Raw genomic sequence first — 17,669 nt, 5'->3', positions numbered from 1 at the left:
ACATCGGACATGAATCCGTCCACCCATCCCGTCATCGTCACCGGCGCCGCCTCCGGCCTGGGTGCCGCCACCGCGCGGGCCTTCGCCGCCACCGGTTCCAGGGTCGCGCTGCTCGACCTGTCCGCCGAGCGCCTGGCCCCGGTCGCCGGGGAGACCGGCGGCCTCGCCATCCCCTGCGACGTCGCCGACGCCGCCTCGGCCGAACGCGCGGTGGCCATGGCGGCCGAGGCGCACGGGCCGGCGCGCGTCCTGGTCAACTGCGCCGGCATCGCCCCGGCCGGCCGCATCGTCGGTCGCGACGGGCCGCAGCCGCTCGACGAATTCGCGCGGGTCGTGTCGGTCAACCTGATCGGCACCTACAACCTGATGCGGCTCGCCGCCGCGGCCATGACGACGCTGGAGCCGCTGGAGGACGGGGAACGCGGCGTGATCGTCAACACCGCGTCGGTCGCAGCCTATGAGGGGCAGATCGGGCAGGCCGCCTACGCGGCGTCGAAAGGGGGGGTGGCCTCGCTGACCCTTCCGGCCGCCCGCGAGCTGGCCCGTCACGGGGTGCGGGTGGCCGCGATCGCGCCCGGCCTGTTCGGCACGCCGATGGTCACCGCCATGCCGCGGGAGGTTCAGGATGCCGTGGTCGCCAACATTCCCTTCCCCCATCGCTTCGGCAAGCCGGAGGAGTACGCCCGCATGGTCCTGTCCATCGTCGGGAACCCGATGGTGAACGGGTCGGTCATAAGGCTCGACGCCGCGCTGCGCATGCAACCGAAGTGAGGCGGTCGCGATGACGGGGCAAGGGACGGTCCGGCGCCGGGTCCATCTGGTGCGGCATGGCGAGGTGGCGTATTTCGACCGATCGGGGCGGCCGCACAACCCGCGCGACGTCCCGCTGACGCCGGCCGGGCTGAAACAGGTGGAGGCGCTCGCCCGCCATCTCGCCACGGTTCCCATCGACCGGGCGGTGTGCTCCGGCCTGCCCCGCACGCGGGAAACCGCCGGGATCCTCATCGCCGGTCGCGGGTTGCGGCTGGAGGAGGATGACGGCTTCCGGGAAATCCGCGGCGGTCGGCTGCGGGACCTGCCGGCGGACGGCATCGAGGAGCGGCTGGCCCGCGCGTACGCGCCTTGCGGCGAGGATGGCGGGCGGTTCCTGGGCGGGGACCTCTTCGCCGTCTTCGCCGAACGGGTGAGGGCGGCCTTCCACCGGCTGGCCGCCGCCCCGGACTGGCGGTCGCTGCTGCTGGTCGCGCATGACGGCGTGAACCGCGCCATCCTGTGCCATGCCCTTGGGTGCGGGCTGGGCGCCATGGCCGCGCTGGAGCAGGATTACGCCGGCCTCACCATCATCGACCTGGAACCGGACGCGTCCGGCGGCGGCTGGCGACCGCTGGTCCGCACCATGAACATGACCGCCTATGACGCCGTGAAGGCGGACCTTCACGCGACGTCGATGGAGCGGGTGGCTCGCAGCCGCCGCCGCACCTGACGGCACCCCCGGTCATTCGAAATAGCTGCTGTTGTCGACCGGCTGATTCATGTCGAGGTCAGCCAGTTCGTAGCCCCGCCGGAAATCCTTGATGTGCTTTTCCATCCACTGCGCCGCGTGCTTGGGATCGCGGTTGCGGATTCCGTTCACGACCTCGCGGTGGGCCGAAAGCAGGCGGTCCTTGGCGTTCAGCCGCGACATCACCTGATAGAAGGCGGGGTAGAACAGCAGGCCGATCGGCTCCCGCGCCAACAGCAGCGCCCGGTTGCGGGACGCCTTGGCGACGAGGAGATGGAATTCGATGTCCAGGGCGACGAGCTTCTGTTCATGCTCCAGGCAGTCGGCGGTTTCCCGAAGATTCATCTCGAGCCGTTCGATCTCCTCCTCGGTTGCGCGCGTCGCCGCCAGTTCGGCCGCACGGACCTCCAGCGGCAGCATGGTCTCCCACAGTTCCAGGAAGGTGATCTCGTGCAGGATCATGGCTTGGCTGACGCGGGACGCCAGATCCTGCTCCCGCGGCAGACTGATGACCAGACGACGGGCACTCTTGCGGAACACGAGCCCGCTCTGCTCCAGCACGCGGATCGCTTCGCGCACGGTGGAGCGGTTGACCCCAAGCTGCTTGGCGAGATCCAATTCGGAGGGCAACTGCTGCCCAACCTTGTAGACGCCTTGCATGATGCATTTTTCAATGTTCGAAGCCACCAACTGATAGGCCGGTTGAACCTCGACTTTTTCGAAGACCATTGGGTTGTGTTCGGTCAAGGATGCGTCCTTTTGGCACCTAACCTCGGCATCGGCCCAGGCAACGGATTGGGCAGCGTCGGTCAGTCGGACCATCGTACCGTCTTCTCAACCCGGCGACCAGCGTTAACGGCTTCGGCTTCATCGATCCGTGCTCGCCTCTCTGTAAAGCAGAACCGAAAGAAGCCTCCCTTTCCGCGCCCGAACGTGGCGGAGCCGCCGCCGGCAGCTTCGGCCGGGCGTCGGGCTCCACGCCGACGCCGACGACGAGGAGCCACTGCTCATGGCCGCCCCGGACGAAGCAGGCCCAAGTGAGGCCGGGTGGCGCAGCCCGCGGCGATCTGCGCGGCGCGGCGGCGCAGCGGCGTCTGCGCGAGGCGCATTTCGTCGCCATCGTCACCCCGTCGATCAAGCATCTCCGCAAGGAGCCGAGCGAGATCGACCAGGGGCGCGGCAGCATGCGGCTGTGGAAGGCGATGGCGGCGTCCTGAGCGGGGGCCTGCTCAGATCGTGTATTCCGGCTCCGGCAGGCTCATGTCCATCTCGACCGCCGGGGCCTGGCCGGAGGTCGACCAGCCCACCACCCTGGCCGGCACCCCCGCCACGGTGGCGCCCGGCGGCACCGGCTTCAGCACGACGCTGCCGGCGCCGACCTTGGCGAAGCGGCCGATCTCGATGTTGCCCAGCACCTTGGCGCCGGCCGCCAGCAGCACGCCGTCGCGGACCTTGGGGTGACGGTCGCCGTGCTCCTTGCCGGTGCCGCCCAGCGTGACGCCCTGGAGGATCGACACGTCGTCGCCGACCACTGCCGTCTCGCCGATGACGACGCCGGTGCCGTGGTCGATGAACACCCCGCGCCCAATCGGGACCGCCGGGTGGATGTCCACCGCGAACGCCTCCGAGACCCGGCTTTGCAGGAAATGCGCGAGTTCGCCGCGGCCGTGGCTCCACAGCCAATGGGCGACGCGGTGCCATTGCAGGGCGTGGAAACCCTTGAAATACAGGAACGGCGTCAGCAGGCTGTCGGCCGCCGGGTCGCGAGCGACGATGGCGGTCAGATCCGCCACCGCCGACGCCACGATGCCGGGATCCTCGGCGTAGGCCGCCTCGGCCAGGTCGGCCAGCCGCTCCGCCGTGATGTACCAGTCGCCCAGCTTGCGCGCGAGATGCGCGCCCAGCGCCGACGCAAAACTCTCGTGCGACAGAACCGCGATGTGGATGAAGCTGCGCAGCAGGCCATCCTTGGCCGCCGCCCGTTCGGCGTCGCCGCGCAGCCTCGCCCACAACTCCGCTGCCGGCCCCGCCCCCTCCCCGGCGAGGGGAGCGGCGAAGCGCGCCGAGGTGAGGATCTGGGCCATCGGTCTCTCTCCTTCCCGGCGTGGCGGTTACGAGCCGCGCCGGGACAGCGTGCTGCGGAAGCGGTGCAACGCCGCGACCAGCGCGTCGATGTCCTCGCAGGTGTTGTAGAAGGCCAGCGAGGGCCGGACGGTGCTCTCCACCCCGAAGCGGCGCAGGATCGGCTGGGCGCAATGGTGGCCGGACCGCACGGCGATGCCCTCGCGGTCGAGCGCCTTGCCGACGTCCTCGGTCTTGCAGCCGTCCAGCACGAAGGACAGCACGCCGGCCTTTTCTCGCGCGGTGCCGATCAGCCGCAGCCCCGGAACGGTCAGCAGCCCGGCGGTCGCGTGGACCAGCAGCTGGTGCTCGTACCGGGCGACGGCCGGCATGCCGATGCGGTCGAGATAGTCGACGGCCGCCCCCAGCCCCACCGCGTCGGCGATGTTGCCGGTCCCGGCCTCGAAGCGGTTGGGCGCGTCCTGGTAGACCGTCTTCTCGAAGGTCACGTCGGCGATCATGTTGCCGCCGCCCTGCCAGGGCTGCATGCCGTCGAGCACGTCAAGCCGGCCATACAGCACGCCGATGCCGGTCGGACCGAACATCTTGTGCCCCGACAGGACGAAGAAATCGCAGCCCAGCGTCCGTACGTCCACCGGCATGTGCGACACCGCCTGCGCCCCGTCCACCAGGGTGCGGGCGCCGGCCGCGCGCGCCATCGCCACCATTTCCGCCGCCGGGGTGACGGTGCCCAGCGCGTTGGACACCAGCGTCAGCGACACCAGCCTGGTGCGCGGATTCAGCAGCCTGGCGTACTCGCCGAGGATGATCTGGCCGTCGTCGTCGACCGGAACCACCCGCAGCCGGGCGCCCGTCTCCGCGCAGAGCTGTTGCCACGGCACGATGTTGGCGTGGTGCTCCAGCCAGGTGACGACGATCTCGTCACCCTCGCGGACATGCTGGCGCCCCCAGGCCTTGGCGACGAGGTTGATGCCCTCGGTCGCCCCCCGCACGAAGAGGATCTCCCGCGTGTCGGCGGCGCCGACGAAACGGCGGAGCTTCTCGCGCGCCGCCTCGTAGGCGTCGGTGGCGCGGGCCGCCAGCGCGTGGGCGGCGCGGTGGATGTTGGAGTTCTCCTCCGCGTAGAATTTGGCGAGCCGGTCGATGACCGCCTGCGGCTTCTGCGTGGTGGCGGCGTTGTCGAGCCAGACCAGCGGCTTGCCGTGAACCGTCTGGTTCAGGATCGGGAAATCGCGCTTGGCCGCGCGCGGGTCGAAGGCCGGCGCCGGAAAGTCCAGATCCGGCACCTGCTCGGGCCGCAACTGCACCGACAGCGAACGGACCTCGACCAGATGGCCGGGGGCCGCCGGAACGGCGCTCCGGCCGGCACCGGAAGGGCCGGCGACCGGAACCGCCGCCGGAGCGCCACCCGGCCGCGCCTGGTCGAGGATACGCAGCGATCCGGCCGGCACCGGCGGCGCGCCCGCCACCGGCGCGGAGGGCAAGGCCGCCGGCAGGGGCGGCACGAGGGACAGGGCGCCGCCCAGCGAATGGACGATGCTCCCCAGCCCGCCGTCGCCCAGCCCGCCAAGCGGAACCGGGTTGGGCGGCAGGGCCGCCGCGACGAAGGCCGGGTTGCCCGACGGACCGACCGGCGGAGGCACGGGAGGGGCCGAGGGAGGAGCCGGCGCCGCCCCCGGGGCATGCACCGCCGGAGCCGCCGCCAGCACCGGCGGAACCGCGCCCAGATGCGGCGCGGCCGGCACGCCTCCCGCCAGGGCGGGCCCGCCATTCGGCGGCGCGCCGAACAGCTGGTTGGCCAGCAGGGCGATCAGCGCCGGATCGGGGACGCCCGCGGGGAACGCGTGGTCAGGCATACTCATGGTAGTTGCCGACATGGACATCCTCCAGCACGCCGAGCGCATCCTCGGTCAGGATGGCGGCCGAGCAATAGAGCGAGATCAGGTAGGACGCGATGGCCTTGCGGTTGATGCCCATGAAGCGCACCGACAGGCTGGGCGCGACCTCTCCGGGAACCCCCGGCTGGAACAGGCCGATGACGCCCTGCTTGGCCTCGCCGGTGCGCAGCAGCAGGATGCTGGTGCGGCCCTCGGCGTTGATCGCCAGCTTGTCGCTGGGGATCAGCGGAATGCCGCGCCACGTCAGGAACGGCGAGCCGTGCAGCGTCACGGTGGGCGGCGGCACGCCCCGGCGGGTGCATTCGCGGCCGAAGGCGGCGATGGCGCGCGGGTGCGCCAGGAAGAAGGCCGGCTCCTTCCACACCTTGGAAATGAGTTCGTCGAGGTCGTCGGGGGTCGGAGGACCCTTGCGGGTGGCGATCCGCTGCGACGGGGCCGCGTTGGTCAGCAGGCCGTATTCGGCGTTGTTGATCAGCTCGTTCTCCTGCCGCTCCTTGACCTTCTCGATCAGCAGGCGGAGCTGCTCCTGGATCTGGTCGATCGGATGGCTGTAGAGGTCGGAGACGCGGGTCTGCACGTCGAGCACGGTGGTCACCGCGTTCAGCGAATACTCGCGCGGCGCCTCGTCGTAAGGCACGAAGGTCTCCGGCAGGTCGGCGTCGTTGCGCGGGCTGCACTCCACCTCGGCGCGGATCTCCCCCTTGGGATCGATCACCCGGTTCAGACGGTAGATGCCGGCCTCGACCGGAGTCCAGGGCAGGAAGGACACCAGCCAGCGGGGCGTGATGCCCGACCATTGCGCCCGCGTCTTCGTGGCGTTGGCAAGCTGGCGGGCCGCCTGCTCGTTCAACGTTCGACGCGCCTCGGTGTCTTCGGACATGGGATCGGCTCCTTCACAGGGATCGGCGGACCGGCGAAGCCGCCGGGCAAGGGCGTCCACGCGGTGAATCGGGCGATTCACCGTTGCGGCGGCTTCGTGGTTCGAAAAGGCGGCGCCGGCGGTGGGGATGGCCGGGGCGCCGCGTCGTGACGGCCCGAGGATGCCCGCCCTTGCACCCGGCCTCAAGTCCTATACCGATGGTGGAAATCGCTTTGATCCAATATAGCGGATGGATATCCGTTCCATTGGGCAAAACCCTGATTCAAGGCTTATTTCCCAGTTTTGCCAAAGACTTATAAAACGGCAGCGTGCTGCGGGGCGCTCAAGGAACGACGCGCGGCCTGGATAATAAACAAAATCATTTCGTTCTTATTCAGAATTCAACGTCATGGCCCTACAAACCTACTTTACAAATAGATTTATCTGATCGATCTTACGGGAACGACGGTGAAAGCGGGTTCTTCGCGGGGAACGTCCCACCGTCGCGGCCAATGGCGCTCGCAACGTCTGGCCTCGGGACCGGCGGCGCGGGTTTGTGGGATGGGCCCGCGCCGCCGTTTCCATCTCCGTTCCTCCAGAAAGGAAGCGGCCCCCTTGACCGTGGCCAACGATCTCGAACCGGCCGACGACGAGGCCATCCCGCTGATCCTCGGCCGCAATCTGCGGCGGCTGCGGACCCGCCAGGGGCTGTCGCTCGAACGGCTGGCGCGGGTGTCGGGGGTCAGCCGGGCCATGCTGGGCCAGATCGAACTGGGCCGCAGCGCGCCGACGATCACGCTGCTGTGGAAGATCGCCCGCGCGCTCGATGTCTCCATCGCGGCCCTGACCAGCACCAGCGCGCAGGACAGCGTGGTCGTGCTGCGGCAGGCCCAGGCGAAGATCCTGTCCACCGCCGACGGCCTTGTGCTGACGCGCCCGCTGTTTCCCGGCGACGGCGACCGCCGCGTCGAGTTCCACGAAATGCTGCTGCATCCGCAAGCCACCGAGGACCGCACGCCCCACCCCGCCGGCACCGTCGAACACCTTGTCGTCGCGATGGGACGCGTCGAGGTCACCGTGGGCGGCGCGCGCCACCGGCTGGAGCGGCGCGACGCCATCCTGTTCGACGCCGACGTCCCCCACGCCGTCCACAACGTCGGCGACGGGGACGCGCTGCTCTATCTCGTGCTGTCACACGGTGAAAGCGACCGCTGAAACGCCCCGAACGGGATCACGCCATGTCCGAACCGGGAAAGAGATCGCGGAGCTCACGGGAAACGCAGCGGCCGTCACAGCCCCCGGCAGGGCGGCCGGGCATCGGCAACGCGCTTGGTCCCCTTGATCGAGCAAGACGAGCGCCTAACAGAAGCTTGAGTCGTCTCTCGACTCGCCATCCCCGCCTTTGCGGGGATGACGGTTCCATTGGGCACCGATGGCGAAAACGGAATTCTGTTCGGCGCTCTTAGCGTCAGGCAAAGGGGGCGCGGTGTTGGCCCCCCTTGCCGCTTCCATGTCAGGCCCGCAGCCGCTCCGTTGCGCTTGCGATGTTCTGCGACACCGCCTCAATGTCACGAACCACGCGAGTGACGCTGTGCGCGATCTCCCTGGTTGCCGACTCCTGCTGCGACACCGCGGCGGCGATGGTGGTGGAGATCTGCTGGACATCGGAGACGATCGAACCGATCCGGCGGATCGCGCCAACCGCATGAAGCGCCTCCTGCTGGACGGAGGCAATCTGGGAGGCGATGTCGTCGGCGGCGTTGCCGCTCTGCTGGGCCAGAGACTTCACCTCGTTCGCCACAACGGCGAAGCCCCGGCCCGCCTCGCCGGCGCGGGCGGCCTCGATGGTCGCGTTCAGGGCGAGCAGATTGGTCTGCGACGCGATGTTGTTGATCAGCTTGGTGATCGCGCCGATGCGCTCGGCGGAGGTGACGAGGGCTTCGACCGCCGTGTTGGTGCGCGTCGCCTCTTCCGACGCCTTGAGCGAGGCGCCCGACGCCTCGTTGGCGCGGTTGCTGATGTCGGAGATGGAGGCCGACAGTTCTTCCGTCGCGGCGGCGACGGTCTGTGCGTTGGCGGTGGCACGGTCGGCGGCTGCGCCGACCCCGTTGTCCAGGGATTCGGCAAGTTCAACGACGGTGCGGCGTCGCTCGCCGTCCATCTCCGCCTGCCGCAGTTCCGCCAACTTCTGGGCATCGATGTCGATCAGCGATCCGCAGGCGCGCAACGCCAAGCCGTTGTTGTCGCGGGCGACGCCGCCGATGGCGCGGAACCAGCGGTAGCTGCCGTCCCTCACCTTGAGCCGGTAGTCCACATCATAGCCGGTGCGTCCGCTGCGGTCGTTCAGGCAGGCCATGAAGGCGTCGAAGGTCGGCTTCGCGTCGTCGGGGTGCAGCCGGTCGGCCCAGGAGTTGACGCCCTCGGGAAAGCCGACGGTGTCGTCGCGGTCGAAACCGGCAAGGCGGCGGAACTCCGGCGACCAATGCCAGCGGCTTTGCGCGTGCATCGGATCGCCGTTGTGGAAGACTGCGTCCCAAAGCCCGACGCCCGCATGACGGTCGAGCAGTTTGGCCCGCTCCAACTCGTTGCGCTCGGCATCGATGTCGATCAGCGATCCGCAGGCGCGCAACGCCAGGCCACGGCTGTCGCGGGCGACGCCGCCGATGGCGCGGAACCAGCGGTAACTGCCGTCCTTCACCTTGAGCCGGTAATTCACATCATAGCCGGTGCGTCCGCTGCGGTCGTTCAGGCAGGCCATGAAGGCGTCGAAGGTCGGCTTGGCGTCGTCGGGATGCAGCCGGTCGGCCCAGGAGTTGACGCCCTCGGGAAAGCCGACGGTGTCGTCGCGGTCGAAACCGGCAAGGCGGCGGAACTCCGGCGACCAATGCCAGCGGCTTTGCGCGTGCATCGGATCGCCGTTGTGGAAGAGCGCGTCCCAAAGCCCGACGCCCGCATGGCGGCCCAGCAGAGCCAACTCTTCGGCCGCCTGATTGTCCTGCGGCTTGCGGAACGACAACATTTGTAACTCCTGATGGCGGAAGATGATCAGGGCATCATGGTCCTGCAATGGCTGAACAAATATTTAATGCAGGATGTGATTCTCCCCACCTTGTTTGCAAAGTTGCGGCTCCTGAAAGATATTCATTCGAATATGTGTTTGGTTGAAGGGCCGTGCACGTCATGGTGCCCGCGAAATTCACTATCTCGTCAGAGGAATTATTGTTTCGCTGCGTTCGTTCAGAGTGTCTCGGCGGGACTCTGTCCATTCATGCTGGAAAGCGGGGGCCTGGATCCTGCCGCAAGCCGAGTTCGGCCGCCCGTTCGGGAAATGATCGCCTTCATCGACACGCAACCGCACCGTTCACGGGAACGAGCCGGCCTGCCGGGTTCTGCCGAACGCCTCGTCGACGATCACCGGGAAACTGCCGGAATTGTTGAGAAATCGGTATCGAGGATGACGATGGTTCGCGCCGGGGCGCTTTCGGCGAAGCCCCGCAGCAGCGTGTTCACCGAAAGCGAGTTCTCGATGACGCCGGCGTTCTGATCCACCGCGAGCAAGGAAAGGGATGGCAGCGGACCTGCACCGCCGATGCCAACGCCATAGCCTGAATAGTAGAACACCGCGGACACCGCGCCGCGAGCCCGTTCGGTGAAGGCACGGAAGGAGGACTCCAAGACAGGCCGGTCGGCGTCATAAACCTCCACCACGTCGTAACCGGCCGCCTTCAAGGCCGAACCGACAAGGCGCCCGTCGGCAACACTGTTCACAAGAGGGAAAACCCCTTGGCCCTTGTAGGCCGCGTTGGCGACCACCATCGCCACGGATCGGCCATTGCCGCCCGCCGCACAGGGCATGTCGGTGGCGCCCGATGCGGCCAGCCAAGGAACCTGCTGTTCCTGCGTGGCCTTTCGGACGGTGTCGCTCACTCTGTCGAACAGAGTCGCCACCGTGCAGTTCCTTGCCGTGAACGCAGCGGCCAGGGCTGGGGCGAGCGGTCCATTCCCGGTCTTTTGCCCAGGCACCTGATCGAAAGCGCGGCCGCCGGGCAGGGTCGCCGCAATGATCGCCATGTCCGGCTTTTCAGGGCCGACAACGATGTTGGGTTCCGCAAGGGTAAGGCCCGCCATGGCCGCCGGTGCGCCAAGGCCTGCAACGGCCGCAGCGAGGAACGTCGGGAACCGAAGCATCGATGGGTCTCCTGGATGGTGGTGCGAAAAGCCGGCGTCGGCAGGGGCTTCAGCCTTCAAGATCTCAATCGGGATGGCGGCACGGCACAATTCAACACGCCATCCGCCACCGCAGCCCGATCGTGTGTGGCCATGGCGTGAATCGACAACATCGGGGCATTCGCAATCGGCATTGCCGCATTATGGTTGTGGTAATCACCTATCTATTGCGCATTAAACAGAAAATATTTCTGGATTTTCAACCTGATTCGCGAGCGCCGCGCATCGCTTTCCAGGCGCGAGAGGCGGCCAATCCGCGGAACCGTCGTCAAATCCAGCCTGACTGAAGCGAACCAACCGCTTCACCAGGAAAAAAAGGGGCCACGTGTTGGCCGCTCGGCCGATCAGGCGCGAAATGGGATTGACGCTCCGCACCGGGCATTGAGCGCCAGAAACGCACTGCCCGCTTCAGGTGGCTGCGTGACGCACCCTCGCACGCGGGAAGGATGTTGCGAAGTCATGCGATCCTGTCACTCTCTGTTTGCCTTTGGAAAGTGCGGCCGAAGAGTGGCGGCAGGGCGGAGTGGCCTCCTCGACCGCGTCGGGTGAGCGCATCGGGACCGAAAGGCGGATTCCGGCGGGTTGGGAAGCGGGGGAGAGGGATGATGCGGCAATGGACGGTCTTATGGTTCGTGCTTCTGGCGGCATCGCTGTTCTCCGTCACCGCCAACGCGGAACGCCGCGTGGCTTTGGTGGTGGGCAACGGCACCTATGCCGGCCTGCCTTCGTTGCGCAACCCGGACAAGGACGCCATCGACATGGCGGAAACGTTGCAGAAACTCGGATTCGAGTTGGTGGGGGGAAAAGCCCAGATCAATTTGGCGCGGCTGCCCCTGCTCGCCCTTCTGCGCGACTTCGCCGCCACCGTCCGCTCGGGTGACGTGGCGCTGTTCTACTATGCCGGTCATGGCTTGCAGGTCGAGGGTGTCAACTACATGGCGCCGGTCGATGATCGCGATATCCGTTACCAGGAGGACGTCCCGGATCTGGCGGTGTCGCTTGACACGTTGCGGCGGCATTTCGCCGACCGGGGGGCTGCTCCTCTGATCGTCATTCTCGACGCCTGCCGCGACAACCCACTGCCCAGCCGGGGGCGCTCCGCCAGCCGGGGGTTGGCGCGATTGGAAATGGGCAGTGGCACCTACATCGCTTTTGCCACCGCTCCCGGCGCCAGCGCCGACGATGGTTCGGGGCGCAACGGCCGCTTCACCGCCGCCTTGCTTCAGGCTTTGCGCAAGCCGGAACGACGGATCGAAGACATCTTCATCGACGTGGTCAACATGGTGGAGCGGGAGTCCGGCGGAAAGCAATCTCCGTGGACCAGTTCCAATCTGCGGGCTCCATTCTGGTTTTCGCTGACGGAACCGGACTCCGCAACGCCCGAGCGGCCGCCCCGGACGCGTCCGCAACCGCAAACGGGAGGAAACGTGATCGCCTCCCTTCCGCCAACGCCACCGGGCCGGTCGTACCTGTTCGTTGATGATTTCAACACGCACGCATCCCGGGGAAATCCGTACGGGGTTTCCTTTCAAGGGAGCGGCTCCGAGAAGCGAGCTGTCTTCAAACAGAAAAGCGAAAGCCGGATCGTCTATCCTTTTTCCGAGGGGTTTCCCAGGGAAGGGACCCTCGAAATCGATATCCGGGTCGATCGCGGCTATTCGTATTCCAACTTCAGCCTCAACGAAGACAATTCATGCGCGCTGATATTCACGACCGATGCTCAGGGAGGAGACGTCACATGGCCAGGAAGCGCATGGCTTACCGTGTGCAAGAACGGTGATGTCACGTTTCATATCGCTGGCGAGAAATACGAAGCGGGACACAAGCAAAAATACAAGTTGCAGGCGCTTGGCACCGACTTCCGCTTTGGGGAATGGATGAGGATCGGTGTCAGCTTTGGTTCGGGTGGCCGCTTCATCAAGGTCAACGGAAACATCGTGGCCTCCGACCGGAGCCAGACCCAGCGTCTTGGAGGAGGAGGCACGCATGAGCGGTCGCTCGGACAGCCGACGATCGGAGAGGCCACTTCCTCGTTCTGGAAAAACAACCAGCATGACGGTGGGTTCGAGGGGGCCGTGCGGCGTGTATGGGTGGCGACGTCTCAGGATGGATTCGAGAAGAACTAGCCAAGCGGCATCCGTCTGAGGAGCCTGCCCGTCGGCGGGCCGTTGGCGCCGGCCTCCGCTTTGGCGGCATCTTCCAGTCTTCCCCGGCGCGGTTCAAGACGAGAAACAGGAGCTTCAGGGCGGCCTCGTCATTGGGGAAATGCCCCCTGGCACGGACCGCCCGGCGCCGCTTGAAGTTCAACGCCTCGATGGCGTTGGTGGTGCAGAGGATGCGCCGGACTTCGCGGGAAGGCGAAGAAGGGAACGACCTCCTGCCACGCCCGCCGCCACGCCTTGCCGATGGCCGCGTACTTTTCGCCCCAGGGCCCGTCTTCAGCGCGGCGGCGACGGCCTCGGGAAAGCCCTTCAGCCCGTCGACCACGGCCAGCAGGATGCCCTCGACGCCCCGGTTGCGCAGTTCGTTCAGGACGCGCAGCCAGACCTTGGCGCCTTCGTTCTGCTCGAGCCACAGGCCCAGCGCCTTCAGCTTCAGCATCGCCGACACCTCATCCGGCGCTTTCATCACGTCCCTCCGCGGTTCACAGCCCCGCGGAAAAGCCTCGCTCAAGCTCGGCATCCCTCATCCCTCGTGTCGCCAGAGGGGGCTTTGACGTGTCGCCTGACAGGCGCCGAGCGCCATCCCGCAGGACGACGGCCACCCGAAGCCGCGCGCGATGACCCGCCAGGACATCGCCGACTGCGTGGAGGCCTGGGGCGGCGCCGCCGCGCGCGCCGACCGCGCCGGCTACGATTTTCTGCGCCGCCGGGAGGGGACCGCCGGGACGGGCATCGCCGGCTGAGCGGGCCCGCGCCCCCTTTTCCGTTGCCGTCGTCATGACCGGGCTTTGGCCCGGTCATCCACGCGCGACCTTCAGGAGGATTTGCCGCCGTGGATGCCCGGCACAAGGCCGGGCATGACGATATGGTGGGGCGATGTGGCGGCGACCGCCTCAGCTCTTCAGGTGGCACTCGGGGCTGATCGGGCCGAAGGCCTCGTCCGGCGGCACGGTCCTCACCAGATCGACGAGGTCGAGCGGACCGCTCATCGCCGCGCGCGCCTTGGCACGCATCACATACATGTCGTACATCACCCGGCCGTCGGCGCGGACCCAGCCCTTGCCGGTGACGGGGTCCTCGACCGGAATTTTCTGCATCTCGGCGATGACCTTCGGGGAGTCGGTGGTCCCCGCCGCCTTCACCGCCTTCAGGTAATGCAGCACGCTGGAGTAGGTCGCCGCCTGGCTCTGCGACGGCAGCACGCCGCGCTGGTCCATGAAGCGCTTGGCCCAGGCCGTCGCCTGCGCGTCGCGGTTCCAATAGAAGCTGGAGGTGTAGGTCAGGCCCTTGACCGCCTCGTCCTCCAGCGCCTTGATCTGGGTGGTGTCGAAATAAAGCCCGACGATGCTCATGCCGCCGTCGCGGATGCCGAACTCGTTGGCCTGCTTCAAGGCGGTCAGCGTGTCGGCGCCGGTGTTCGACAGCGCCAGCACCTTCGCCCCCGAGCTTTGCGCCTGGAGCAGGAAGGACGAGAAGTCGGCGTTGTTGAAGGGGTGGCGGGCGGTGCCGGCGACGGTGGCGCCCCTGGCCTTCAGCACCTCGACCGCCGCCGCCTCCAGCGACTTGCCGCCCGAATAGTCGACGGTCAGCATGAACCAGGATTTCTCGGTCTGCGACACCACCGCCGCCGTGGTGCCGGCGATGGCGCGGGCGGTCGCCGTCCACAGGATGCCGGTCGGCGAGCAGTCGGCGCCGATCAGCGAATCCGCCGTGCCGCCGGCGATGACGTCGACCTTGCCGCGCTCGCGGGCGATGGCGCGGACGGCGAGCGCCACGGCCGAGTTCGACATGCCGGTGATCATGTCCACCCCGTCGCGGTCGTACCATTCGCGCGCCTGGGTGCTGGCGATCTCCGGCTTGTTCTGGTGGTCGGAGGCGAGAAGCCGGACCGGCTTGCCGAGCACGCTGCCGCCGAAATCGTCGATCGCCATCTGGGCGGCGACCACCTTGCCCTTGCCCGACAAATCGGCGGTCGGCCCCGACAGGTCGTCGAGCAGACCGACGATCACCGCGTCGCCGGACGCTTGGGCGGTGCCGGTGCCGGCGGCCAGCAGGCCGCAGACGGCGGCGGCGATCAACGCACGCTGTTTGGTCATGCCGTGCTTGGTCATGTCGCTTCTCCCTCCCCAGGGTCAGTTTTGAGTGTCGGTCCCGGACGGCCGCCAGCCGGTGTGGAGCAGGATCTTGCCCTTGTGGCGGCCCTCATGCATGAAGCGGTGGGCGTCGGCGGCCTTGGACAGCGCAAAGCCGCGGTCGAGCACGGCGCGCAGGGTCCCGTCGGCGACGCGCGGCCACAGCGATGCCCGCACCCCGGCGACGATGGCCGCCTTGTCGGCGGCATCGCGCCCGCGCAGGGTCGAGCCGGTGATGGTCAGCCGCTTGGTCATCACCGGGCGAAGCTCGGCGCAGACCCGCGAGCCGGCGATGAAGGAGATGTGGACGAGGCGCCCCCCGACCGCCAGCGCCTCGATGTTGCGCTCCAGATAATCGCCGCCGACCATGTCGAGGATCACGTCCACCCCATGCCCGCCGGTGGCGTCCCGGACGACGCGGACGAAATCCTCGTTGCGGTGGTCGATGGCGCGGTCGGCGCCGAGATCCGCGCAGAGCGCCAGCTTGTCCGGGCTGCCGGCGGTGGCGAAGACCTGGGCGGCGCCGAGGAGGCGGGCGGCCTGGATGGCGATGGTGCCGATGCCGCTGGCCCCGCCATGGATCAGCACGCGGTCGCCGGGGCGCAGATTCCCGCGCTCGGCCAGATTGGTCCAGACGGTGCAGAGCGCCTCCGGCAACGCCGCCGCCGTCGCGAGGTCGAGGCCGTCCGGGACCGGCAGGCATTGCGCCGCCGGCGCCGCGCAGAACTCGGCGTAGCCGCCCCCGGCGACCAGGGCGCAAACGCGGTCTCCCACGGCAAGCCCCTGCACCCCGGCGCCGAGCGCCGCCACCAGCCCCGAAACCTCCAGCCCCGGCAGGTCGGAGGCGCCGGGCGGCGGCGGGTAGAGCCCCTGCCGTTGCAGCAGGTCGCCCCGGTTCATCCCGGCGGCGGCGACCCGGATCAGCACCTCGCCGTCCGCCGGAACCGGCAGCGGGCGCGTCACCGCGCGCAACATTTCCGGCCCGCCGGGCTCGCGGATCGCGATGGCGGCCATGCGGCCGGGAATGCCGCTCACCGCCCCCGCTCCGGGAAGGCGGCGGCGTGGCGGTGCGTCACCGGCGGGCGGGCCTCCGGGTCCTTGAAGGCGATGGAGGTGCCGCCGCAGACGAACAGCACCTGCCCGGTGACGAAGCGCGCGGCGTCGCTGGCGAAGAAGGACACGGCGTGGGCGACGTCGTCCGGCGTGCCGATGAAGCCGACCGGCACGCCGTGCAGCAGCTTCTCGGTCATCGGGTGGCCGGGCGGGTTGGAGACGTCGAACAGCGGGGTGCGCACCGGGCCGGGCGCCACCACGTTGACGGTGATGCCGTCGCCGCCCAGCTCCAGCGCCCAGGTGCGCACCAGGCCGGACAGCGCCGCCTTGCTGGCGGCGTAGGCGGTCCGTCCCTCCTTGCCCAGCGCGGCGCGGCTGCCGATGGCGACGATCCGCCCGATGCCCTGGCGGCGCATCGACGGCAGCAGCGCCTGCGTCAGCGCGACGAAGGCGCCGACATTGACCGCGTAGACGCGGGCGAGTTCGGCGGCCGACACGGTATCCCCCGGCGCCAGCGGGGCGATGGCGGCGTTGTGGACGAAGCGCGTCACCGGACGCTCGCCGATGAACCCGGCCAGCGCCGCCGCCGACGCCTCCGGATCGGCCAGATCCATCGGCACGTAGCCGGCGTGGAAGTCGTGCTCCGGCGGGGTGCGCGACGCCACGATCACCCGATAGCCGTCCTCGGTCAGCCGGCGGGCGATGCCCGCGCCGATGTTCCGGTTGCCGCCGGTGACGACCGCCCATTCCATCATGATGTGTGTCCCGGTTGGATGCGAGGGGTTCGGAAAGACGCGCTCGGGAAAGCGGGGCCGGCGCCGCCGGCATCGGTTCGGCGGGCGGGCCGGGCGGCGCCGACAACGGCGCCGGTGCCCCGGAAAAAATGCATGGGCGAACGCACGCGAAGCGCTGGGGGAGGCACCGGACGGCGGGCCGGCGCGTCACGCACCCCGATCATTCGTCAGCGACACGAACTATAGGAAAGACCGGCCGGTCCCGCAACAGAAATCATTCATTCATGATTTTTATACGCGCTCCGGTCCGGCGGCGCGCGGGATCGGCTGGAGCACGCCGACGAGGAAGCCCTTCAGGAGCGTCAGCTCCGGCCGGAAATCCACCTCCGGCCCCTCCTGGATCTTGCGCAGGGCGAAGCCGCGCAGCGTGTCCAGCACCATTCGGCGCAGCCGCACCACGGTCGCCGTGTCGGCCGAGGAATCGGCGAACAGCCGCACCCATTCCAGGTCGCGGGTTTCCGTCACCTTGCCCAGCGTGGTGCGGATGCTCTGGTGCAGCCAGTCGTTGAAGCGCTCGTAGAGGCGGATTTCCAGCGCCGCCACGTAATCGTCGCTGCCGAAGACCTCCCAATGCTGGTTGACCACCCGCTCCACCCGCTCGGCGATGGGCAGCCCGACGAAGACCGCCAGATTCATCTCCTTGTCCATCCAGGCGGTGATCTCCTGGATGGCGGCGAAGTAGATCTCCTCCTTGCCGGCGAAATGATACTGGAGCGCGCCGCGCGACACCCCGGCGCGGTCGGCGATGTCCGGCGTGGTGACGCTGGCGTAGCCGCGCTCGCGCAGCAGGTCGATGGTGGCGCGCACCAGTTTGCGGCGCGTCGCGTTGCTCCGCTCCTGCTGGGGCTTGCGCTGGGCCTTGCGCCCCTCCTCGTCGCCGGCCTCGACCGTCTCGTCCTGGATCGCCCGCACCATGCCCGACCGTCCCCCTCCTGCCTGGACCAAAAGCCGCTTGCGCAAA

At 68.2% G+C, this 17,669-nt stretch carries 16 protein-coding genes and 1 pseudogene; 6 read left to right on the top strand and 11 right to left on the bottom strand.

Annotated features, from left to right (window positions below):
* Positions 1-9: 9 nt before the first annotated feature.
* Together J2847_RS24865 and J2847_RS24860 are read left to right on the top strand one after the other, a co-directional pair.
* The gene (locus J2847_RS24865; RefSeq protein WP_209781473.1) at positions 10-771 is read left to right on the top strand and encodes an SDR family NAD(P)-dependent oxidoreductase; all 762 of its coding nucleotides are present in this window, start codon (positions 10-12) and stop codon (positions 769-771) included.
* A gap of 10 nt (positions 772-781) precedes the next feature.
* The gene (locus J2847_RS24860; RefSeq protein WP_209781472.1) at positions 782-1,483 is read left to right on the top strand and encodes a histidine phosphatase family protein; all 702 of its coding nucleotides are present in this window, start codon (positions 782-784) and stop codon (positions 1,481-1,483) included.
* A gap of 12 nt (positions 1,484-1,495) precedes the next feature.
* Here J2847_RS24860 and J2847_RS24855 read toward each other — a convergent pair whose 3' ends face one another.
* The gene (locus tag J2847_RS24855) at positions 1,496-2,248 is read right to left on the bottom strand and encodes a FadR/GntR family transcriptional regulator (protein WP_233474761.1); all 753 of its coding nucleotides are present in this window, start codon (positions 2,246-2,248) and stop codon (positions 1,496-1,498) included.
* A 290-nt stretch (positions 2,249-2,538) separates the two neighbouring features.
* Here J2847_RS24855 and J2847_RS24850 point away from each other — a divergent pair, with 290 nt between their 5' ends.
* Positions 2,539-2,718, top strand: coding sequence for a hypothetical protein (locus tag J2847_RS24850; RefSeq protein ID WP_209781471.1), 180 nt, complete (start codon positions 2,539-2,541; stop codon positions 2,716-2,718).
* A gap of 12 nt (positions 2,719-2,730) precedes the next feature.
* On the opposite strand, the gene cysE is transcribed toward J2847_RS24850, so the two are convergent.
* The 3 genes from cysE to J2847_RS24835 are packed head-to-tail and all read right to left on the bottom strand — an operon-like array spanning position 2,731 to position 6,361.
* Entirely contained in the window at positions 2,731-3,585 is an 855-nt protein-coding gene (gene cysE, locus J2847_RS24845) for a serine O-acetyltransferase (protein WP_209781470.1), read from the bottom strand.
* 27 nt (positions 3,586-3,612) lie between these two features.
* The gene (locus J2847_RS24840) at positions 3,613-5,445 is read right to left on the bottom strand and encodes a family 2A encapsulin nanocompartment cargo protein cysteine desulfurase (protein WP_233474760.1); all 1,833 of its coding nucleotides are present in this window, start codon (positions 5,443-5,445) and stop codon (positions 3,613-3,615) included.
* Positions 5,432-6,361: a family 2A encapsulin nanocompartment shell protein gene (locus J2847_RS24835; RefSeq protein ID WP_209781468.1), complete on the bottom strand. Its 930-nt coding sequence runs from the start codon at positions 6,359-6,361 to the stop codon at positions 5,432-5,434. The genes J2847_RS24840 and J2847_RS24835 overlap by 14 nt, the downstream gene beginning before the upstream one ends.
* 600 nt (positions 6,362-6,961) lie before the next feature.
* Between J2847_RS24835 and J2847_RS24830 the strand changes: the two genes are divergently transcribed.
* On the top strand, positions 6,962-7,555 hold the full coding sequence (locus tag J2847_RS24830; protein ID WP_325169478.1) for a helix-turn-helix domain-containing protein: 594 nt from the start codon (positions 6,962-6,964) through the stop codon (positions 7,553-7,555).
* Positions 7,556-7,853: 298 nt separating this feature from the next.
* Here the strand turns inward: J2847_RS24830 and J2847_RS24825 are convergent, their stop codons facing one another.
* Positions 7,854-9,359 (bottom strand): methyl-accepting chemotaxis protein, encoded by a 1,506-nt coding sequence (locus J2847_RS24825; RefSeq protein ID WP_209781466.1) that lies wholly within the window; start codon positions 9,357-9,359, stop codon positions 7,854-7,856.
* 392 nt (positions 9,360-9,751) lie between these two features.
* Complete coding sequence (locus J2847_RS24820) at positions 9,752-10,528, bottom strand: caspase family protein (RefSeq protein WP_209781465.1); 777 nt, start codon at positions 10,526-10,528, stop codon at positions 9,752-9,754.
* Between the two features lie 641 nt (positions 10,529-11,169).
* On the opposite strand from J2847_RS24820, the gene J2847_RS24815 reads away from it, so the two are divergent.
* Complete coding sequence (locus J2847_RS24815) at positions 11,170-12,693, top strand: caspase family protein (protein WP_209781464.1); 1,524 nt, start codon at positions 11,170-11,172, stop codon at positions 12,691-12,693.
* Positions 12,694-12,751: 58 nt separating this feature from the next.
* Here J2847_RS24815 and J2847_RS24810 read toward each other — a convergent pair.
* A pseudogene (locus J2847_RS24810) lies at positions 12,752-13,156 on the bottom strand (transposase); the annotation flags it as partial.
* 190 nt (positions 13,157-13,346) lie between these two features.
* Between J2847_RS24810 and J2847_RS34680 the strand changes: the two are divergent.
* On the top strand, positions 13,347-13,472 hold the full coding sequence (locus J2847_RS34680) for a hypothetical protein (protein ID WP_267912561.1): 126 nt from the start codon (positions 13,347-13,349) through the stop codon (positions 13,470-13,472).
* A 150-nt stretch (positions 13,473-13,622) separates the two neighbouring features.
* Here the strand turns inward: J2847_RS34680 and J2847_RS24805 are convergent, their stop codons facing one another.
* The 4 genes from J2847_RS24805 to J2847_RS24790 form a co-directional block, all read right to left on the bottom strand.
* Positions 13,623-14,840 (bottom strand): ABC transporter substrate-binding protein, encoded by a 1,218-nt coding sequence (locus tag J2847_RS24805; protein WP_085553095.1) that lies wholly within the window; start codon positions 14,838-14,840, stop codon positions 13,623-13,625.
* Positions 14,841-14,861: 21 nt separating this feature from the next.
* Positions 14,862-15,896 carry an NAD(P)H-quinone oxidoreductase gene (locus tag J2847_RS24800; protein ID WP_411800650.1) on the bottom strand — a complete coding sequence of 345 codons (1,035 nt, stop codon included), beginning with the start codon at positions 15,894-15,896 and terminating at the stop codon, positions 14,862-14,864.
* The gene (locus J2847_RS24795) at positions 15,893-16,669 is read right to left on the bottom strand and encodes an SDR family NAD(P)-dependent oxidoreductase (RefSeq protein WP_209781463.1); all 777 of its coding nucleotides are present in this window, start codon (positions 16,667-16,669) and stop codon (positions 15,893-15,895) included. The genes J2847_RS24800 and J2847_RS24795 overlap by 4 nt, the downstream gene beginning before the upstream one ends.
* A 270-nt stretch (positions 16,670-16,939) precedes the next feature.
* Positions 16,940-17,623 carry a TetR/AcrR family transcriptional regulator gene (locus J2847_RS24790; protein WP_209781462.1) on the bottom strand — a complete coding sequence of 228 codons (684 nt, stop codon included), beginning with the start codon at positions 17,621-17,623 and terminating at the stop codon, positions 16,940-16,942.
* Positions 17,624-17,669: the final 46 nt, after the last annotated feature.

This window comes from Azospirillum agricola (genome assembly GCF_017876095.1).
GTDB lineage: Bacteria > Pseudomonadota > Alphaproteobacteria > Azospirillales > Azospirillaceae > Azospirillum > Azospirillum agricola.
This window is presented reverse-complemented; position numbering and strand designations above follow the sequence as displayed.

Coding starts and splice junctions, on each gene's coding strand:
- J2847_RS24820 (WP_209781465.1), bottom strand. CDS start 10,528: ATGCTTCGGTTCCCGACGTTCCTCGCTGCGGCCGTTGCAGGCCTTGGC.
- J2847_RS24805 (WP_085553095.1), bottom strand. CDS start 14,840: ATGACCAAGCACGGCATGACCAAACAGCGTGCGTTGATCGCCGCCGCC.
- J2847_RS24795 (WP_209781463.1), bottom strand. CDS start 16,669: ATGATGGAATGGGCGGTCGTCACCGGCGGCAACCGGAACATCGGCGCG.
- J2847_RS24815 (WP_209781464.1), top strand. CDS start 11,170: ATGATGCGGCAATGGACGGTCTTATGGTTCGTGCTTCTGGCGGCATCG.
- J2847_RS24865 (WP_209781473.1), top strand. CDS start 10: ATGAATCCGTCCACCCATCCCGTCATCGTCACCGGCGCCGCCTCCGGC.
- J2847_RS34680 (WP_267912561.1), top strand. CDS start 13,347: ATGACCCGCCAGGACATCGCCGACTGCGTGGAGGCCTGGGGCGGCGCC.
- J2847_RS24860 (WP_209781472.1), top strand. CDS start 782: ATGACGGGGCAAGGGACGGTCCGGCGCCGGGTCCATCTGGTGCGGCAT.
- J2847_RS24825 (WP_209781466.1), bottom strand. CDS start 9,359: ATGTTGTCGTTCCGCAAGCCGCAGGACAATCAGGCGGCCGAAGAGTTG.
- J2847_RS24840 (WP_233474760.1), bottom strand. CDS start 5,445: ATGAGTATGCCTGACCACGCGTTCCCCGCGGGCGTCCCCGATCCGGCG.
- J2847_RS24790 (WP_209781462.1), bottom strand. CDS start 17,623: ATGGTGCGGGCGATCCAGGACGAGACGGTCGAGGCCGGCGACGAGGAG.
- cysE (WP_209781470.1), bottom strand. CDS start 3,585: ATGGCCCAGATCCTCACCTCGGCGCGCTTCGCCGCTCCCCTCGCCGGG.
- J2847_RS24835 (WP_209781468.1), bottom strand. CDS start 6,361: ATGTCCGAAGACACCGAGGCGCGTCGAACGTTGAACGAGCAGGCGGCC.